This is a genomic window from Bacillus sp. ISL-75 (assembly GCF_018613095.1).
In genome coordinates this window covers 297,883-316,902 of sequence record NZ_JAGGQX010000009.1, presented here as the reverse complement: position 1 = coordinate 316,902, position 19,020 = coordinate 297,883, and the positions used below count along the sequence as shown (strand labels likewise).

The following is a 19,020-nucleotide window of genomic DNA, read 5'->3' as shown; positions in this document are numbered from 1 at the left end:
AACGGGCAGCATTTTTATTTTTTTATCTTTACCTGTAACCTAGCTTCCTTTTAATCGTCGGTATTTATATACAGGACTTAACCATTAGAGGAAAAAGGGGTGTCAGAAGTTGATAAAGCTAAAACGTTGGTTTCCTATCTTTTTAATTATCTTATTATTTTGGATAACAGGGTGCAGTTCCAACAGCGAAGATAAAAGTGCAAAAATGAGTGAAAGTAATGAGGTTGCTATGGATTCAGCCGAATCTGGCAGTGGGGAGGAAGCAGACTTTTACTCAGGTGAAACAGAAAAGGATGAAAAAAGTTCCGCAGCTGCAAATATAAAAATTCCAAACCAAATGGTCATTTATCAAGCTGATCTACAACTGCGAGTAAAGAAATTTGATCAGACAGTCCGTATCCTTGAAGAAAAAGTAATAAAATATGGAGGTTATATAGCAGAGTCTAATGTATCAAAAGAGGGCAACGAGCTGGTAAGCGGCAGCATTAAAATTAGAATACCACAAAAGCACTTTCAGACCTTTTTACATGATGCTGAGAGGCAAGCAGCAGAGGTTTTGCATAGAAGCATAACAGGGCAGGATGTAACCGAGGAATATGTTGATCTTGAGTCCAGATTAAAATCAAAAAAGGTGGTGGAAGAACGGTTACTCACTTTCATGAAAAGTGCAGTAAAAACAGAAGATTTATTGAAAATTTCTGCTGATTTGGCATCTGTACAAGAGGAAATTGAGATCATTGAAGGAAAGATGAAGTTTTTAGAAAACCAAACCTCCCTTTCGACGGTTAACATAACCCTTTACGAAAAAAGCGTAGTTGTACCTACAATTAATAAAGATAAATTAAATACTTGGGAGAAAACCAAAAAACAATTCATGAAAAGCATCAATATGTTATTAGTTGGTTTATCAGGCTTGGTTGTTTTTATCGTTGGGAACCTGCCAGTTATTGGCATTTTATTTATTATAGTATTTTTTCTCCTATACTATCTTAAAAAGAGGAAGTCCAGACAGGGGCAGGAATAAGAAGGGATAGCTCTCTCTATATAAATCTGACGAATGATGCTAAAATGAAACATAATAAGATAATGATTTATCCGGGGGAGTTATATATGAAGAAAAGTTTCGCAGTCATTGGGCTTGGTCGATTCGGTGGAAGTATTTGCCGAACTCTTACCGATGAGGGGATGGAAGTTCTTGCTATCGATAAAAATGAAGAACGAGTAAATGAGTATGCAATGATTGCTTCTCATGCGGTTGTAGGGGATACAACAGACGAAGCTGTTTTGAAAAGCCTTGGGATACGTAACTTCGATCATGTGATTGTAGCTATTGGCGATGATATTCAATCAAGTATACTTACAACTCTTATTCTTAAGGAATTGGGTGTAGTGCGTATTACAGCTAAGGCTCAAAACGATTACCATGAAAAAGTTTTGAGGAAAATTGGAGCAGATAGTGTTGTTCACCCAGAAAGAGACATGGGAAAACGGATTGCTAACAATATGGCTTCGAGTAATGTGGTCGACTATCTTGAACTATCAGATGAACACAGTATCGTTGAAATTGTTGCGAATGGAAAACTTAGTGGTCATACGATTATGGATTTGGATATTCGCAAGAAATATGGTTTGAATATTGTCGCCATAAAAAGAGGAGAAGAAATTATTGTTTCTCCACAAGCCAAAGAAACTTTTCACGTTAATGATGTTTTAATCGTGATTGGAACCGATCAAGACATCAATCGATTTGAAAAAAAAGTATTGGAATAAGAAAAGCGGAAGCGCCTTGAACAGGGGCGACAGGCATAAGACGAGCAGGCGTGAAGGTTGCTCTTTAACCTTCATGACTGATTGGCTTATGACCCCGAGCCCCTAGGCGCTGGAGCTAGACAATAAGAAAAGCGGAAGCGCTCGAGGAGCTTCCGCTTTATTTATTCTTATACTTCCATAATGATTGGTAAAATCATTGGTCTGCGCTTTGTTTTTTCGTATAGGAAAGGCGCTAATGTATCTGTAATTTCATTTTTAATTTCAGACCATTGGCTTGTCTTTCTTTCCATCACTTTATTTAAGTGCTTGGTGATTAGATTTTGAGCATCGTTAATTAAATCACCGGATTCTCTCATATAAACAAATCCTCGAGAAATTAGGTCAGGTCCTGAAGCAATTTTAAATTCTTTCATATTAATACTTACGACCACAACAACTAATCCTTCCTCAGAAAGAATTCTACGGTCCCGTAAGACAATATTTCCAATATCGCCTACGCCACTGCCGTCGATATAAACAGAACCAGATGGAATCTTTCCAGCAACCTGAGCAGTATCCTCAGAAAGAGCTAACACTTCACCATTATCCATAATAAAACAATTTTCTTCTTGTACTCCGCAATCAACCGCGATCTTAGCGTGCATTCTTTGCATTCGATATTCACCGTGGATTGGCATAAAGAACTTTGGTCTAATTAAACGCAGCATTAGTTTTTGTTCTTCCTGTCCACCATGACCAGAAGTATGAATATTACTTAGTTTACCGTGAATAACTTCCGCGCCGGCTCTATAGAGCATATTAATCGTTCGACTCACACTAATTGTGTTCCCTGGAATAGGTGAAGATGAAAATACCACTGTGTCACCAGGAATGATTTGAATTTGTCTGTGTGTGCCATTAGCAATTCTTGAAAGAGCAGCCATTGCTTCGCCCTGACTTCCGGTACAAAGGATCGTAACTTTATCAGCAGGAAGCCGGTTTATTTGATTCGCTTCAATAAAAGTCTCTTTAGGTGCATTAATATACCCTAATTCAAGTCCGATATTGATAGCTGCTTCCATACTTCGGCCAAAAACCGCTACTTTTCTTCCGTATACTACTGCTGCCTCTACCACTTGCTGCAATCTATGGATATTAGATGCAAAGGTAGCAAAAATAATACGACCGTCCACTTTACGGAAAATATCATTGATGCTGTCACCTACCCGACGTTCTGACATGGTGAATTCAGGTATTTCACTATTTGTACTATCTGATAGTAAACATAAAACGCCTTCTTTACCTATTTCAGCCATTTTGGTTAGATTGGCAGGTTCACCTACAGGGGTAAAATCAAATTTAAAATCTCCAGTATGGACAATTTGACCTGGCGGAGTTTTAACTACAATCCCATAAGAATCAGGAATACTGTGGGTGGTGCGGAAAAAAGTAACCGATGTTTTGCGGAATTTGATGATATCGTCTTCTTTAATGTCTATCAACTTAGCATTTCTTAATAAGCCGTGTTCCTCTAGTTTATTTTTAATTAATCCAAGAGCGAGTTTTCCACCATAAATTGGAACATTAATCTCGCGTAATAAATAGGGAATACCGCCAATGTGATCTTCATGTCCGTGTGTAACAAATAATCCTTTTATTTTATCTTGATTCTTTACCAAATAGGTATAATCAGGAATAACATAATCAATACCTAATAGCTCATCCTCAGGAAACTTTATTCCGGCATCAATTAATATTATTTCATCCTGAAACTGAACTGCATACGTGTTTTTGCCAATTTCGCCTAAACCACCTAGGGCAAAAACCGCAGTTTGATCATTCTTAACAAATTTCATAAATTATCATTTCTCCAATACTTTATAGTCTTCATTTTGAAGTTCATATTTTAAATGAGCTCCTTTAACTTCTTGAACAAATTCAACATTAAACCCACGGTCGGCAATTTTTGAGCGGACATCTCTTACCGATTCTCCTTCAATAAATAGGGTTTTTGTATTCTCTCTGACTGGTACTTCTTTGATGTTTTCCTGATAATATACTTTAAATATCATTACAATTTCGCTCCTAACTGAATCATAACTTTTTCTATTATATAAAACATTTTCATCTTTTTCATTTATTTTCTTTGGAAACCATTAGACTTATATGAAAAGTATGTAAAAAAGAATCGTTGTTTTTACAATTTACAATAATGAAGGAGCCCTTCGCAAGTTTGAAGGGCCCTAAAAAAATTTAGGCAATGGATTTCTTTCGCAGTAATTCTTTCCACTGTTTTAAAAGCTTCTTCCTTAGCTTCTTTAACATAGTGGATCATCTCCTTATCTCTTATTTTATACAATCCTTGTCCAATGTAAAGTAAGCGATGGCAGATTATTGAAGTTTTTTTAAAATAAGAGTATTTTTACTATATTATATGATGAAATTGCTGATTCAATCATGGTTAAACATGGAATTACATTGACAAATTATAAATTGACTTTTTTTAATATAAAGTTTAGTGTTTTAAAGAATAAAGAACTGTGGGGAGTACATTTTCACAGTTTAAAGGATTCGACAAAAAGGAGTACATATTAAATGAAGAAAATTGTATTTTTTGACATAGACGGCACATTGCTCGATCATGAAAAAAACCTACCCGAAAGCACGATAAAAGCCATCAATTTACTTAAGAAGAATGATGTATTTGTCGCAATTGCCACTGGTAGAGCTCCGTTTATGTTTGAAGGCCTGCGGAATGTACTTGGAATTGACTCTTATGTGAGCTTTAACGGTCAATTTGTGGTTTTTGAGAATGAAGTTATATATGAGAACCCTTTGAATGAAAATGAGCTAAATAAATTATTTTACCATACGAAGTCAAACAATCATCCATTAGTGTTTATGAATGAAAAAACAATGAAGGCAAGTGTTAAGCATCATCCATTTGTTGAAAAAAGCATGGGGAGCCTAAATTTTCCTCATCCTGAGGAAGATGATTCTTTTTATGTCAATCGAAAAATGTATCAAAGCCTCCTTTTTTGTGAAAATAAAGATGAAAGTTTATATTTCTCTGACTATCCCCAATTTGATTTTATCAGATGGCATCCATATTCTGTCGATGTTTTACCAAAGGGTGGTTCAAAAGCAGAAGGAATAAAAAAAATGATCGAACGTTTGGGGTTTGAGTTGAAGGATGTTTATGCATTCGGAGATGGTTTAAATGATTTAGAAATGTTGAAGGCAGTTGGAACAGGCGTTGCCATGGGAAATGGTGTCCCTGAAGCCAGAGAACTTGCAGATCTTATTACAAGCGATGTTTCCGAAGATGGTATCTGGAATGGGTTAAAGGAACTACAGTTAATATAAATTGTGAACCGACCCGAGTAAGGGCCGGTTCTTTATACATCTGTAGCTCAAAATCAATGCAGCTCCTGTTTGATTACCTTTCGATAGCTAGGGCCCCTTGGATTGGTTTTAATGGGTCTTCATGATTGATATAATCATAAAACATAACACCATTTAAATGATCGATTTCGTGTTGAAAGCAGATAGAAGGAAGTCCCTTTAAACGTAGTTTCACTTCTTCACCGTTAAGGTTTGTTCCCTTTACAGTAATCCTTGCATATCTAGGGACGTATCCTGGAATGGCTCTATCTACTGAAAGGCAGCCTTCACCAGCTTGTAAATACGACTTTTCAACAGAATGGCTAATAATTTTGGGATTAAATAATGCGTAACTATAAAGTGTGCCTGTGTCATCAGTAAGATGCACGGCTATCATCCGTTTTAGAACATTTATTTGCGGGGCAGCCAATCCTATTCCAGGGCGTAAACCAAATTGTACCGACTTTTCAGGATTTTGACTATTAATTACATATTCTAATAAGCTAAATAATATTTGTTTATCCTCTTCTGATGGCGGCATGGATACTTCTGCAGCCACTTTTCTAAGGGAAGGATGACCATCTCGAATGATATCTTCCATCGTAATCATGATTCCACTCACTCCTGTGCTTAAACTAAAATTATTAATAATAAATAGTCTATCAGACAATTGATAAAAAGTTAATATTTGATTCAGGTAACTGATTTGCAACCTTTTTTTATGGGATATTGTATTGTCAAACAAACCAGGTGTCGATATAGTAGGAATTGGAATAGGCAGGAGGTTTATAATGTGTCATTAAAAGAAAAGTATTGTTTGATTTTATGTTTATCCGTTTTGATTGTTATTTTTGCTGGGTGTACGAAAGAAAAGTCTCCAGTCGAAAAAATGTATGATGTTTTAGAAAAAGTCGTTTCAGCCGAAAAAGAATTTGAGGAACAACAGAATCCCCTTGTTACACTTGAAAAAAAAGAAAAAGAAATTTATGACCAGATTATCAAACTTGGCATGAAAGAATATGCTCAAATCGTAAAACTTTCAGATGAAGCAATATTATTAGCTGATGAAAGAAAAGCGCTGATGGAGAAAGAAACCAACAGCATTAAAGAATCCCAGAAAGAATTCTTAAAGGCCAGGGATATTAAGGATAAATTAGAAGATCGCGATTTAACGAAATTAGCTAATGAACTATATGAGATAATGATGGAAAGATATAAAGCGCATGAAGCGTTATACCTAGAGTATAATGAAGCACTGAAAAATGATAAAGAATTGTATCAAATGTTTAAAAATAAAAATCTTTCACTTGAAGACCTTGAAGCACAGGTAAATAAGTTAAATGAAACGTATAAAAGAGTCTATAATGCCAATGAAAAATTTAATATGTTAACAGAACAATACAATGATAAAAAGTTGTCATTTTATAAACAAGCAGGGCTTAAATCAAGCAAATAAATATTATCTCATCAAAATAATCGGCTGAATAGGCCGATTTTTTGTATATTATAACAAATAAATTAAATGAGGTATTATATATAACAGATGTTAAAAAAAAGTAATACAGAAGAAAAAAAGTTTATAATATTAGCAATATGAACGTGGTGAAAAATATTAAAATATAGTATTTGACGTGCAAAAACTAATGATGTAAACTTAAAAAGTGTTAATTAATTGTATCAATGATGTTACATAAAATAGTGGTACAGAATAAGATGATGGTAAGGTGAAAGATATTTTGTTTTAAGTTTTCGTTTATTTGAAAAACTATTTGAAAGTATGTTTCATGTACTATGCTTACCAAAATCGAGTGTAATATCAAGAGTTTATCCAAATGATAAAGAAAAATGGATGACATTGTCCATCTGTCTTTTATTCTTAAGTTTTTGGGTATTCTAACTTAGTGGATAATAATTAAAAAAATTAAGTTTTGAATTGAAAGGAAGAGGTGACCTAAATGGTTTCTAAAACTCAGAACGCCAAGCTTGATGCGAAGAAAACACTAGAAGTTGTAGAGGAACAATTTCAAACACTTCAAATTCTTAATGAAGTTGGTGAAGTCGTAAACGAAGCTGCGATGCCAGACCTTACAGATGAACAGCTTCAGGAATTAATGCGCCGTATGGTTTATACACGAATTCTTGACCAGCGCTCTATCTCTTTAAATCGCCAAGGAAGATTAGGATTCTACGCTCCAACTGCAGGACAAGAGGCATCTCAATTAGCTTCACAGTTTGCATTAGAAAAAGAAGATTTCATCCTACCGGGATATCGTGATGTTCCACAAATTATCTGGCATGGATTACCTTTATACCAAGCCTTTTTATGGTCCAGAGGTCATTTTGAAGGTGGACAAATTCCTGAGGGCGTTAATATAGCTATCCCGCAAATCATCATCGGTGCACAGTATGTTCAGACAGCTGGTGTAGCACTAGGAATGAAAAAGCGTGGAGTAAAAGCAGTTGCAATTACGTATACAGGTGACGGTGGTACATCTCAAGGGGATTTCTATGAAGGAATGAATTTTGCAGGCGCATATAAAGCTCCAGCCATCTTTATTGCTCAAAATAACCGTTTCGCAATCTCAACTCCTGTTGACAAGCAAACGGCTGCCAAAACTCTGGCTCAAAAAGCAGTTGCAGCAGGTATTCCTGGTATTCAAGTTGATGGTATGGATCCTTTAGCGGTATATGCTGCAACTCGTGATGCACGTGAGCGTGCAATTAATGGTGAAGGCCCAACATTCATTGAAACATTAACTTATAGATATGGTCCTCATACCATGGCTGGTGATGATCCAACTCGTTATCGTACAGCAGACCTTGACAATGAATGGGAAAAGAAAGATCCATTAGTACGTTTCCGTAAATTTCTTGAAAATAAAGGGTTATGGACGGAAGAAAAAGAAAATGAAGTAATCGAACAAGCGAAAGAAGACATTAAAGAAGCAATTAAAAAAGCTGATGCTGCACCTAAACAAAAGGTTACTGATTTAATGTCAATTATGTATGAAGAAATGCCGCAAAACTTAAAAGAGCAATATGAAATATATAAAGAAAAGGAGTCGAAGTAAGCCATGGCTCAAATGACAATGATTCAAGCAATTACAGATGCATTGCGTGTGGAACTAAGCAATGATCCGAACGTATTAGTTTTCGGTGAAGACGTGGGTGTAAACGGTGGTGTTTTCCGTGCAACCGAAGGGTTGCAAAATGAATTTGGCGAAGATCGTGTTTTTGACACGCCACTTGCTGAATCAGGAATCGGTGGTTTAGCGGTCGGTCTTAGTTTACAAGGCTTCCGCCCTGTTCCAGAAATTCAATTCTTCGGTTTCGTTTATGAAGTAATGGATTCAATTTCTGGTCAGGCAGCTCGTCTTCGTTATCGTACCGGAGGCAAATTTAATGCTCCAGTAACATTTCGTTCGCCATTTGGAGGCGGCGTACATACACCTGATATGCACGCAGACAGTTTAGAAGGACTTATGGCGCAACAACCTGGCTTAAAGGTTGTTATTCCATCAACTCCATATGATGCTAAAGGACTTCTCATTTCATCAATCCGTGATAATGACCCAGTTATTTTCCTTGAGCATATGAAGTTATACCGTTCGTTCCGTCAGGAAGTTCCAGAAGGGGAATATACAATTCCACTAGGAAAAGCCGAAGTAAAACGTGAAGGAACAGATATAACAATCGTTACTTATGGAGCAATGGTTCACGAGTCATTAAAAGCCGCAGAGGAACTAGAAAAAGAAGGTCATTCTGCTGAAGTTATTGACTTAAGAACAGTAAGTCCTATCGATATTGAAACGATTATTGCTTCTGTTGAAAAAACAGGTCGTGCGATCGTTGTTCAAGAAGCTCAAAAACAAGCAGGAATTGCTGCAAACGTTGTTGCTGAAATTAACGACCGGGCAATTTTAAGCTTAGAAGCACCTGTATTGCGCGTGGCTGCACCTGATACCATTTTTGCATTCCCGCAAGCGGAAGCTGCATGGCTGCCGAATTATAAGGATGTAATGGAAACAGCTAAAAAAGTTTTAAATTTTTAATTAATTACGTAATTGACCGCTCTAATTATTATAATTTCGATGCTCAAAAATACATGTAATTTAGGAGGATGAATCCTAGTGTCATTTCAATTTAAAATGCCTGACATCGGTGAAGGTATTCATGAAGGCGAAATTGTTAAATGGTTTGTAAAGCCAGGCGACAAAGTTCAAGAAGATGATGTACTTTGCGAGATTCAAAATGATAAAGCAGTGGTAGAAATTCCGTCCCCAGTTGAAGGAACCGTTCTTGAAGTACTAGTAGGAGAAGGAACTGTCGCTACAGTTGGACAGGTTTTAGTCACTTTTGATGCCCCAGGGTATGAAAACCTACAATTTAAAGGCGATGAACATGCTGATGAACCGAAACAAGAAGAAAAAGCAGCAGTAGCAACTCCTGCACCTGAGGTTAAACAAGATGCAGCACCACAACCAGCAGCAGTAGCAGTGGCACCACAAGCAGATGTTGATCCAAATCGTCGGATTATTGCTATGCCATCTGTTCGTAAATATGCCCGTGAAAAAGGCATTAGTATCAATTTAATAGCTGGAACAGGAAATAATGGACGGATACTGAAGGGTGATATTGATCTCTTTGTAAGCGGTGGAGCAGCACCTTCGCCACAAGCTGCGACAAATGTAGCTGTAGAAGTTGAAACAGCTAAAGTGGAGGCACCGCAAACAACAGCCGTAGCTATTCCACAAGGTGAATATCCAGAAACTCGCGAGAAAATGAGTGGGATCAGGAAGGCAATTGCCAAAGCAATGGTTAACTCCAAACACACTGCTCCTCACGTTACATTAATGGATGAAATCGATGTAACTAAACTTGTTACACACCGGAAGAAATTCAAAGAAGTGGCAGCTGCTAAAGGCATTAAGCTTACCTTCTTACCATACATCGTTAAAGCATTAACAAGTGCATTACGTGAATTCCCAGCTTTAAATACTTCACTTGATGATGCTACTAGTGAAATCATTCATAAACATTATTATAATATTGGAATTGCAGCAGACACAGAAAAAGGATTGCTAGTTCCCGTAGTAAAAGATGCAGACCGTAAGTCAGTATTCTCAATTTCAAATGAAATTAATGAATTAGCTGTAAAAGCCCGTGACGGCAAACTTGCACCTAACGAAATGAAGGGCGCATCTTGTACAATTTCAAACATCGGTTCAGCTGGCGGGCAATGGTTTACACCAGTTATTAACCATCCTGAAGTAGCAATTTTGGGCGTTGGCCGAATTGCAGAAAAACCAATCGTTAGAAACGGTGAAATTGTTGCTGCACCGGTTTTAGCACTTTCATTAAGTTTTGACCACCGCATGATTGACGGTGCAACAGCACAAAATGCATTAAATCATATTAAACGTTTATTGAACGATCCAGAACTATTGTTAATGGAGGCGTAATAAAATGGTCGTTGGAGATTTCCCAATTGAAACAGATACTATAGTCATCGGAGCAGGCCCAGGGGGATACGTTGCTGCTATTCGTGCAGCGCAGTTGGGACAAAAAGTGACAATTGTTGAAAAAGAATATGTTGGCGGCGTTTGTTTAAATGTAGGATGTATCCCTTCTAAAGCATTAATTTCAGCAGGTCACCGCTATGAAACAGCGATGCATTCTGAAACATTCGGGATTACTGCTGAAAATGTAAAAGTGGATTTCACAAAAGTTCAAGAGTTTAAATCAGGAATTGTAAATAAATTAACTGGCGGCGTTGAAGGATTATTAAAAGGGAACAAAGTAAACATTGTCCGTGGTGAAGCATATTTTGTCGATGCCAATACGCTGCGTGTAATGGATGAAAATTCAGCTCAAACTTATACCTTTAAAAATGCTATTATTGCTACTGGATCCCGTCCGATTGAGTTGCCTGCCTTTAAATATTCAAAACGTGTTTTGAATTCTACTGGGGCACTTAACTTAAATGAAATCCCTGAAAAAATCGTCGTTATTGGCGGCGGAGTAATCGGGATTGAGCTTGGCGGTGCATACGCAAACTTTGGCAGTCAGGTTACCATTTTAGAAGGTGCAGAAGAAATATTAGGTCTTGGTGTTTTTGATAAGCAAATGGCTGCTCTCGTAAAACGAAGCATGAAGAAAAAAGGTGCAGAGTTCTTTACAAAGGCGTTTGCCAAGGGCGTTGAAGAAACTGAAAATGGTGTGGTAGTAACGTTCGAAACAAAAGGGGAAGAAAAGAAAATCGAAGCTGATTACGTTTTTGTAATGGTCGGACGACGTCCTAACACAGATGAAATGGGCTTAGAACAAGTTGGTGTTAAATTAACTGAGCGTGGACTAATTGAAATCGATAAACAATGTCGCACAAATCTTAGCAATATTTATGCTATTGGTGATGTTGTTGCTGGCCCTCAATTGGCACATAAAGCTTCATATGAAGCTAAAATTGCCGCAGAGGCAATTGCTGGTCACGCATCTGAAATTGATTACCTAGGTATTCCTGCTGTTGTCTTCTCTGATCCTGAATTAGCTTCAGTTGGATATACAGAAGCTCAAGCAAAAGAAGAAGGAATTGTTGTAAATGCGGCTAAATTCCCATTTGCAGCTAATGGTCGTGCATTATCACTCGACAGTGGTGATGGATTTATGAAATTAATTACTCGTAAAGAGGATGGACTTGTCATCGGGGCGCAGATTGCCGGAACAAATGCATCAGATATGATTGCAGAATTAGGACTTGCGATTGAAGCTGGAATGTCTGCTGAAGATCTTGCCATGACTATTCATGCTCATCCAACACTTGGAGAAATCACAATGGAAGCAGCGGAAGTTGCCTTAGGAAGCCCAATCCACATTATGAAATAATTCATAAATATATAGTCCTTTTCGTTATCTAACGGAAAGGACTTTTACTATTTTTACCGAATTGTATTTATACAAAGATAAAAGCAAAAAAATCCATGTCAACTTAAAAACAAAATATATCTCTCGCTTTTAGAACATATACTTAAGAACGAGCATTCTAAAAAGAAATGAATGTATTAAGAGTGGTGATAAATATGAGGGTCTATATTGTTGTGATACTGCAATTTATCATTTGGAGCGGATATACATTTATTGAATGGTTATCAAAGCATGACCAGCTAATTTATAAAGTCATTATGTTTTTTGTGTTCTTTTATTTAGCATTTTTAATAGGAAACCAGGTCACAAAATCAGTGCGTAAAACGCTTTTTATCACTACTCTAAGCCTTGTTATATATACTTCGATTCACTATACCATGGAATTGTTTATTCAATAAAAAAAGCCCCAAAAGGAGCTTTTTTTATTTACGCGGATAATAATACATGATTCTCTCATTAAAAAGGTGGAGTTCCCCTTGGAGCTTTTTCGCAAGGTATTTACAAAATTCATTCGCTTTACCCTTATCTCCATACGTAGATTGTTCGGGTAATGTCACTTGTATGTATGTTTGTTCTAGTTCTTGTCCTTCTTCATTTCGAATAGTTTCCTGGTCTACACCTAATAAAATGGCATAGTAGCGGTCATCGTTAGAGTGCAAATAGAACCATTTTCCGTCCGCTTCTGATGTTTCTTTAATTACATAGGGAAAAGCTGACTCTCCATATTGCCAACCTATTTGATTACCAGTTTTTGTAGTGTTATTTTTATACTCATGAAATAATTCTTTAACTTCTTCTATTGTTACTGTTTGTTTAGCAGATGAAGGCACTAGCTTAATATATGCATTAACAGCCATCATCATTCCCCCCTAATAGTCCATTATATATGCCTCTTTATTCTAGCATTTAATAAAATCTTATGACAACTATAGCTTTAAATAAAAGTAGAAGTTTTCTTGTTTCTTTAGGGAAAATGAATTATAATAATATTCTAAACATTCTTAGGAAAAAGGAGGAGCCATATGGAATTATTTGATAAGCTCTATGATGAACATGAAAATGCGAAGGTAAGGTTTATTGGATTTACAACGGAACATACCCGTTATGATTTCGGCATAATTTACACCAACATGTTTTTCGGCAAACCTCTAGTTGTCTGCATGCAGACTGGCCGTTCCACTCTCCTCGACCCAAAAGACATCGAAGATATTGATTACCTTCAAACCGTATTCCGTATCCCTGATCAACAGCAAGCAGCAGATTTAGCTGAGTTTTTCAGCGAAACACTACCAACCATCCCGTTTGAGACTCAGTACGAATAATTTATCAAGAGAAGGCCCAATAGGGTCTTTTTTTTTATTATTTTTTTAAATGTGACATACAATTTAGGCTTGATATTTCTAATGTGATATATTATTATTACATTAATGATATATAAATACTTCGTTTTGTGATTATTCAATAATGAAAAGGGGGTTGAACAAATGGGTACTTTAGTTTGTCAAACTTGTAACTCTACTATTGATTATTTTGAAGATGAAAAAGTAACGGTGCTTTATTCTAAATGCAATTGTTGCGAGGATCATCATACAGAGGAAGATTTATAATAACTAAACATAAATTAAAACAGGATTCCGATATCGGAATCCTGTATTTTTGTTGTTTTATTTTATTGCCTTGTATTCTTTAATGACAAGAATTGACTTAATTTCATCATCTTCTGGACCTTGTACAGGTAAACCTGCCTCAAGGTTTTTTCGAATGTAATGGAGGTTTTCCTTAGTAATAATCTCACCAGGAATAAAAATTGGGATACCGGGTGGGTATACCATAATAAATTCTGCAATAATTCTTCCTTCAGATTCTTCAAAAGGAATAACTTCTGTTTCAGAATAAAACGCATCTCTTGGTGTTAAGGCAAGGACAGGAATTTCAGGAAGAAGAACTTCAACAGGTTCAATTCTTTCGGTGCGATGTTTACACTCATCTGCCAAATCTTTTAAGGCATTAATTAACAAGTCGGCTTCCACTTCTGTGTCTCCAAGCGTGATGATACAAAGAATGTTATAAAGATCAGAAAGTTCCACTTCAATATTGTGTTTTTCTCTTAACCATTTTTCAACATCGTATCCAGTTAATCCTAGTTCTTTAACTGAAATGATAAGCTTGGTTGGATCATAATCAAAGGTAGCTTCTGACCCTAGAATTTCCTCACCGATACAATGCAGATTTTCAATCTCATTTATTCTTTTCCGCATGGATTGCGCTAAATTGATGGTTTTATCGATCAAATCCCTTCCTTTCGTAGCCAATTGCTTCCGAGCAACATCAAGTGATGCAAGTAATAAATACGAAGTGGAGGTAGTAGTAAGCATGCTTAGAATCGACTGAACATGTTTTGCGGAAACAAGTCCTTCTTTCACATTAAGAATCGAGCTTTGGGTCATCGATCCACCTAGTTTGTGGACACTAGTAGCCGCCATATCTGCACCGGCTTGCATAGCTGAAAGTGGAAGGTCATCATGGAAATGAATATGAACACCATGGGCTTCGTCAACAAGAACAGGAATATGATAGGAATGAGAAATTTCAACAATCTTTTTTAAATCTCCGGAGATTCCAAAATATGTTGGGTTGATTACTAAGACAGCTTTTGCGTCTGGATGTTGCTCTAGAGCCCTTCCTACTGCATCGGGTGTTATTCCGTGAGAAATTCCTAATTCCTTATCAATTTCAGGCTGGATAAATACAGGGATGGCACCGGAAAAGACAATAGCAGACATAATTGACTTATGAACATTTCTTGGAACGATAATTTTATCATCTGGACCACAAACAGCCATAATCATGGCAATGATTGCTCCGCTTGTCCCTTGTACTGAAAAAAATGTTCGATCAGCTCCGAAGGCTTCGGCTGCTAAATCCTGAGCCTGCTTAATGATTCCTTTTGGCTGATGAAGGTCATCTAGTGGACCAATATTAATTAGGTCAATAGACAGGGCGTTATCACCGATAAAGTTTCGAAACTCAGGGTCAATCCCAGCACCTTTTTTATGACCAGGAATATGAAATTGAATTGGGTTCTTTTTCGCATGTGCTAATAAACCGCTAAATAGCGGTGTTTGATTTTGAGACAATTTATAACCACACCTCTTTATAAAAAATACTCTAATTATGTCATCCAAAAACATAAAAACAAAGGAATTATAGCACTAATACCTTTCATTGCAAAGAAATAAATGTTTTTTCTTATTCGGTTTACGATAGTTTCCCATTTAGAAAGGAAAATTACCCTAAAGAGACGAAATAACAAATAGAAAGTTTTTAGGAGGGGTTAAAATGGAATGGAAAACACGTGTTACTGAATTATTAAATATACGATTTCCTATTGTTCAAGGGGGTCTAGCTTATTTAGCCTATTCTGAATTGGCCGCAGCGGTATCTAATGCCGGAGGTCTTGGTCAAATCACAGCTATGTCTTTAGGTGAACCTGAACAGCTTAGAGCCGAAATACGAAAGGTGAAGCAGTTGACGAAAAATCCCTTTGGGGTTAATTTTGCGATTGGACAGCATGGGAGGCCATTTGCTGATTTTCTTCAAGTGGCTATTGATGAAAAGGTCCCGGTTGTTTCAATGACAGGAGGGAATCCTGCCCCCATATTTGAACAATTAAAAGGCACGCCGATTAAAACGCTTGTCCTTGTAGCGGCAAGAAGACAGGCTGTCAAAGCAGAAGAACTCGGTGCAGATGCAGTTATGGTCGTCGGTCAAGAAGGGGGAGGCCACCTAGGACGAGATGATGTCGGCACGCTTGTTTTAGTTCCTCAAGTGGTAGATGCCGTTTCTATACCTGTTATTGCATCAGGTGGAATAGGAGATGGCAGAGGGCTCATGGCAGCCCTTAGCTTAGGTGCTGAAGGGATTGAAATGGGTACGAGATTTATTGCGACTAAGGAATGTGTTCATGCAAACGAGATATATAAGAAGACTTTAGTGGAAGGAAATGAATCTGGAACGGTTGTCATCAAGAGAACTCTAGGAACTCCCGCCAGGGCACTTGCTAACAGCTGGACAGAAAAAATTCTTGAGTTAGAAAAAAATAATGAAGGTTATGATCAGTTAAAAGATTTCATTAGTGGAATGGCTAACCAACGCTACATTTATGATGGTGTCCCTGATGAAGGCTTTGCATGGGCAGGACAAGTGATGGGATTAATTAAAGATGTCCCTTCGGTTCATGAGTTATTCGATCGAATGATGAAAGATGCTGAACAAATTCGTGCAAAGTGGGGAAATTAAATGTATGATTCATTTTAGTTAAAATAGTTAGTAGGTGAAAGAATGGAATACCAATATCCCATTGATTATCATTGGAGCACAGATGAAATTGTTGATGTAATTGCATTTTTTGAAACCATTGAGAAGGCGTATGAAAACGGAATTGAACGTGATGCGGTAATGAAGGCGTATCGTCGATTTAAAGAAATTGTCCCAAGCAAGGCGGAAGAAAAAACTATTTGTGGTGAATTTGAAGAAATGAGTGGTTATTCGTCCTATCGGACCATAAAAAAAGCAAAAGAGGCTTCATCTGGGGATAAAATTAAAATGAAATAAGAAGAAGCTCCCGAACTATTTGGTCTGGGAGCTTCTTCTTATTACTTTTTATTAAGAGAGATTTTATAGAGTGTGGCTACTTTATTAAAAACGTCCTCAATTTGTTGAATTAGCCCATCTGAACCTAATTGGATGACTTGTTCCCTGTTGATTGTATAGCCGCATAACAATTCTGCTTTCTTTACGTTTTGCAGCCGATCAAACAGCGAATGAAGATCATCCTTTGTTAGTTGACGGTGTTCAATTGTTTCTGGTTTTGTATGATCAATAGACCAAACAAAATCTTTTGGTGTATCTTTGAAAATTTTAGTGATTTTTTTTGAGAACCTTGCAGCAATCTTATCTTTTTGGGGTGCTTCATAAATAACGGCAAACCATATAAATAAATGGGTATTCCACAAGCCAATTTGAAAATGCGGAAGCATTTTATAACCTCGAGGACTATTTGAAAATGCGACCCAAGTATCCTTTGGTGGATTAATAGTGCGCCTTGCATGTTTGGCGACATGAACAAACATTTCATCATCTGTTAATACAGATATTGTAGGGGCAAAGTATTCTCCCAAATCTTCTAATTTTGGACGAATTGTTTCTTTAAGAGCTGCCATTCTAGCCTCTAAACCATCTATTAAAAAAACATCAAAATCCTCATTTGTAAATCCCTTAAAGCTCATAAACTAAACCTCCAACAAAACAATTGTACTTAATTGTAGCATACCACTTACCAGACGAGTAGTGAGATGCTTTCTAGGTTAAAGCACATATTTGTTGCAACATATCTCCCTGACTCATATTATACAGTAAAAAAATAATCTGAAAAAATAGTTAAATTTAGGAAGGGGAGGAGAAACGTGAAACAACTTATGAATACCTCACTTAAAAAAGCAGGCGAAAAGGAAAGAACTGCAGTTTTGCGATTGGAAATGGATTATGAATTAGCAACATTATTCGAAGCGATTGAGGAAAAGAACGAGAAAAAAATGACGGATTGCAAACAAAAATTAGAAAAAATCCGCCAAGAATTATTACGATTAAAAGCCCTTTGATAAATAAGACGGTTTTTTTATCCAAGGAGAAATAAATAAGAATGAAACGAAATAGAATATATCCTGAACTTATCTAAAACGAACTCCAGCAAAAAAGAGGGAGTTCGTTTATTATTGCCCTTTACTATAATTGGAACTTATAATACGCCAAAAAGTTGCTGTGTTACATCAATTTGATTAAGCTAAAGGTACATCATCTAATTTGTCCGGCATCATACTACATACATGAAAACAAATGAAGAAATAAGATATTTGGAGGGGAATTATGAACTGGGATCAAATTTATGCTCATGCAAAGGAATGGGTAAATGAGGCAGGGGTTAAAATCAGGTTATCTTTTAATGAAACATTAAATATTGAAACAAAAACGAACGCTAATGATCTTGTAACAAATATCGATAAAGAAATTGAGCAATTTTTTATTAGTAAAATTAGAGAAGTGTATCCAGATCATAAAATAATGGGCGAAGAGGGATTTGGTGATTCACTTGATAATCTTGAGGGAATTGTTTGGATGATTGATCCAATCGATGGGACGATGAATTTCGTCCATCAACAAAGAAATTTTGCTATTTCCCTTGGCGTGTATGAAAATGGTGTTGGAAAGATCGGACTCATATATGATGTCGTACATGACGAATTGTATCATGCTAAAAGAGGAAATGGGGCCTATTTAAATGAAAAGCCTCTAGATGTATTAAAGGAAACAACCGTTAAGGAATCCATCATCGCACTCAATGCCACATGGGTGATGGAAAATCATCGGATCGATCACAATTTAATGATTCCTCTTGTTAAAGCAGCAAGAGGAACAAGGTCTTATGGTTCTGCTGCGCTCGAAATGGTTTTTGTTGCAACAGGAAGAGTGGATGCCTATATTTCTATGCGTTTATCACCATGGGATATTGCTGCTGGAGCAGTAATAATTGAAGAACTAGGTGGTATAGTGACAAATTTATGGGGAGATAAGCTGAATTTCCTTTCGCAGGATTCATTATTAGCAGCTAAACCTGGCCTCCACCAATCAATCCTAAAGGATTACTTAAAAGAGGGAAAATGGTAAAAAAGAAGCCAATCAAGGCTTCTTTTTATAATTCACCGTTCTCGCGCATTTTTCTTTTTGTTTTAAAGCCCATTCCCATTATTACAATAATTGCAACGAAACAACCGATTGCTCCTATTAAGCTTTTTTCGCTTATTGCGATTCCAATCCCCATTATACTTACGGCTGCAAGGATGGCATACACAAGTAAAGGCCACTTCACGTTTTTCATTATTTTATACTCCTTTATCATTGAAATACAGC

Annotated in this window: 21 protein-coding genes; 14 read left to right on the top strand and 7 right to left on the bottom strand. The window is 36.7% G+C overall.

Annotation, left to right across the window (positions count from 1 at the left end):
* The first annotated feature begins 109 nt into the window (after positions 1 to 109).
* Positions 110 to 1,024: a DUF4349 domain-containing protein gene (locus tag J7E63_RS03910; protein WP_215010334.1), complete on the top strand. Its 915-nt coding sequence runs from the start codon at positions 110 to 112 to the stop codon at positions 1,022 to 1,024.
* 86 nt (positions 1,025 to 1,110) lie between these two features.
* Positions 1,111 to 1,770, top strand: a complete 660-nt coding sequence (locus J7E63_RS03905; protein ID WP_168242652.1) for a potassium channel family protein — start codon at positions 1,111 to 1,113, stop codon at positions 1,768 to 1,770.
* A gap of 167 nt (positions 1,771 to 1,937) precedes the next feature.
* Here the strand turns inward: J7E63_RS03905 and rnjA are convergent, their stop codons facing one another.
* Together rnjA and J7E63_RS03895 are read right to left on the bottom strand one after the other, a co-directional pair.
* On the bottom strand, positions 1,938 to 3,605 hold the full coding sequence (gene rnjA, locus J7E63_RS03900; RefSeq protein WP_088086235.1) for a ribonuclease J1: 1,668 nt from the start codon (positions 3,603 to 3,605) through the stop codon (positions 1,938 to 1,940).
* 6 nt (positions 3,606 to 3,611) lie between these two features.
* On the bottom strand, positions 3,612 to 3,821 hold the full coding sequence (locus tag J7E63_RS03895) for a DNA-dependent RNA polymerase subunit epsilon (RefSeq protein ID WP_088086236.1): 210 nt from the start codon (positions 3,819 to 3,821) through the stop codon (positions 3,612 to 3,614).
* Between the two features lie 523 nt (positions 3,822 to 4,344).
* Here J7E63_RS03895 and J7E63_RS03890 point away from each other — a divergent pair.
* Complete coding sequence (locus J7E63_RS03890) at positions 4,345 to 5,115, top strand: Cof-type HAD-IIB family hydrolase (protein WP_215010333.1); 771 nt, start codon at positions 4,345 to 4,347, stop codon at positions 5,113 to 5,115.
* Between the two features lie 73 nt (positions 5,116 to 5,188).
* On the opposite strand, the gene def is transcribed toward J7E63_RS03890, so the two are convergent.
* Positions 5,189 to 5,743, bottom strand: a complete 555-nt coding sequence (gene def, locus J7E63_RS03885; RefSeq protein WP_215010332.1) for a peptide deformylase — start codon at positions 5,741 to 5,743, stop codon at positions 5,189 to 5,191.
* 183 nt (positions 5,744 to 5,926) lie between these two features.
* Between def and J7E63_RS03880 the strand changes: the two genes are divergently transcribed.
* The 5 genes from J7E63_RS03880 to lpdA all read left to right on the top strand — a co-directional run bounded on the left by J7E63_RS03880 (position 5,927) and on the right by lpdA (position 12,015).
* Positions 5,927 to 6,589, top strand: a complete 663-nt coding sequence (locus tag J7E63_RS03880) for a YkyA family protein (protein WP_308161899.1) — start codon at positions 5,927 to 5,929, stop codon at positions 6,587 to 6,589.
* Between the two features lie 499 nt (positions 6,590 to 7,088).
* Entirely contained in the window at positions 7,089 to 8,204 is a 1,116-nt protein-coding gene (gene pdhA / locus J7E63_RS03875) for a pyruvate dehydrogenase (acetyl-transferring) E1 component subunit alpha (protein ID WP_168242656.1), read from the top strand.
* A 3-nt stretch (positions 8,205 to 8,207) separates the two neighbouring features.
* Positions 8,208 to 9,185, top strand: coding sequence for an alpha-ketoacid dehydrogenase subunit beta (locus tag J7E63_RS03870; protein ID WP_215010331.1), 978 nt, complete (start codon positions 8,208 to 8,210; stop codon positions 9,183 to 9,185).
* A 78-nt stretch (positions 9,186 to 9,263) separates the two neighbouring features.
* Entirely contained in the window at positions 9,264 to 10,595 is a 1,332-nt protein-coding gene (locus J7E63_RS03865; protein WP_215010330.1) for a dihydrolipoamide acetyltransferase family protein, read from the top strand.
* Between the two features lie 4 nt (positions 10,596 to 10,599).
* Complete coding sequence (gene lpdA, locus J7E63_RS03860; RefSeq protein WP_215010329.1) at positions 10,600 to 12,015, top strand: dihydrolipoyl dehydrogenase; 1,416 nt, start codon at positions 10,600 to 10,602, stop codon at positions 12,013 to 12,015.
* A gap of 461 nt (positions 12,016 to 12,476) precedes the next feature.
* Here lpdA and J7E63_RS03855 read toward each other — a convergent pair whose 3' ends face one another.
* On the bottom strand, positions 12,477 to 12,911 hold the full coding sequence (locus J7E63_RS03855) for a DUF1885 family protein (protein WP_210427163.1): 435 nt from the start codon (positions 12,909 to 12,911) through the stop codon (positions 12,477 to 12,479).
* 165 nt (positions 12,912 to 13,076) lie between these two features.
* Between J7E63_RS03855 and J7E63_RS03850 the strand changes: the two genes are divergently transcribed.
* Entirely contained in the window at positions 13,077 to 13,376 is a 300-nt protein-coding gene (locus J7E63_RS03850) for a DUF3055 domain-containing protein (protein WP_215010328.1), read from the top strand.
* A gap of 162 nt (positions 13,377 to 13,538) precedes the next feature.
* Positions 13,539 to 13,661, top strand: a complete 123-nt coding sequence (locus J7E63_RS03845) for a GapA-binding peptide SR1P (RefSeq protein WP_215010327.1) — start codon at positions 13,539 to 13,541, stop codon at positions 13,659 to 13,661.
* 57 nt (positions 13,662 to 13,718) lie between these two features.
* Here the strand turns inward: J7E63_RS03845 and J7E63_RS03840 are convergent, their stop codons facing one another.
* A complete protein-coding gene (locus J7E63_RS03840) occupies positions 13,719 to 15,191 on the bottom strand; it encodes an aminotransferase class I/II-fold pyridoxal phosphate-dependent enzyme (protein WP_215001712.1) in 1,473 nt (490 codons plus the stop codon).
* Positions 15,192 to 15,393: 202 nt separating this feature from the next.
* On the opposite strand from J7E63_RS03840, the gene J7E63_RS03835 reads away from it, so the two are divergent.
* Both J7E63_RS03835 and J7E63_RS03830 read left to right on the top strand, forming a co-directional pair.
* Complete coding sequence (locus J7E63_RS03835) at positions 15,394 to 16,353, top strand: NAD(P)H-dependent flavin oxidoreductase (protein WP_215010326.1); 960 nt, start codon at positions 15,394 to 15,396, stop codon at positions 16,351 to 16,353.
* A gap of 42 nt (positions 16,354 to 16,395) precedes the next feature.
* The gene (locus J7E63_RS03830; protein ID WP_098933074.1) at positions 16,396 to 16,668 is read left to right on the top strand and encodes a UPF0223 family protein; all 273 of its coding nucleotides are present in this window, start codon (positions 16,396 to 16,398) and stop codon (positions 16,666 to 16,668) included.
* Between the two features lie 41 nt (positions 16,669 to 16,709).
* On the opposite strand, the gene J7E63_RS03825 is transcribed toward J7E63_RS03830, so the two are convergent.
* On the bottom strand, positions 16,710 to 17,342 hold the full coding sequence (locus J7E63_RS03825) for a YktB family protein (protein ID WP_215010325.1): 633 nt from the start codon (positions 17,340 to 17,342) through the stop codon (positions 16,710 to 16,712).
* A gap of 177 nt (positions 17,343 to 17,519) precedes the next feature.
* Between J7E63_RS03825 and J7E63_RS03820 the strand changes: the two genes are divergently transcribed.
* The gene (locus J7E63_RS03820) at positions 17,520 to 17,714 is read left to right on the top strand and encodes a hypothetical protein (RefSeq protein ID WP_215010324.1); all 195 of its coding nucleotides are present in this window, start codon (positions 17,520 to 17,522) and stop codon (positions 17,712 to 17,714) included.
* Between the two features lie 262 nt (positions 17,715 to 17,976).
* Complete coding sequence (locus J7E63_RS03815; RefSeq protein ID WP_215010366.1) at positions 17,977 to 18,777, top strand: inositol monophosphatase family protein; 801 nt, start codon at positions 17,977 to 17,979, stop codon at positions 18,775 to 18,777.
* A 25-nt stretch (positions 18,778 to 18,802) separates the two neighbouring features.
* On the opposite strand, the gene J7E63_RS03810 is transcribed toward J7E63_RS03815, so the two are convergent.
* On the bottom strand, positions 18,803 to 18,988 hold the full coding sequence (locus J7E63_RS03810) for a YlaF family protein (RefSeq protein WP_215010323.1): 186 nt from the start codon (positions 18,986 to 18,988) through the stop codon (positions 18,803 to 18,805).
* Positions 18,989 to 19,020 lie beyond the last annotated feature (32 nt).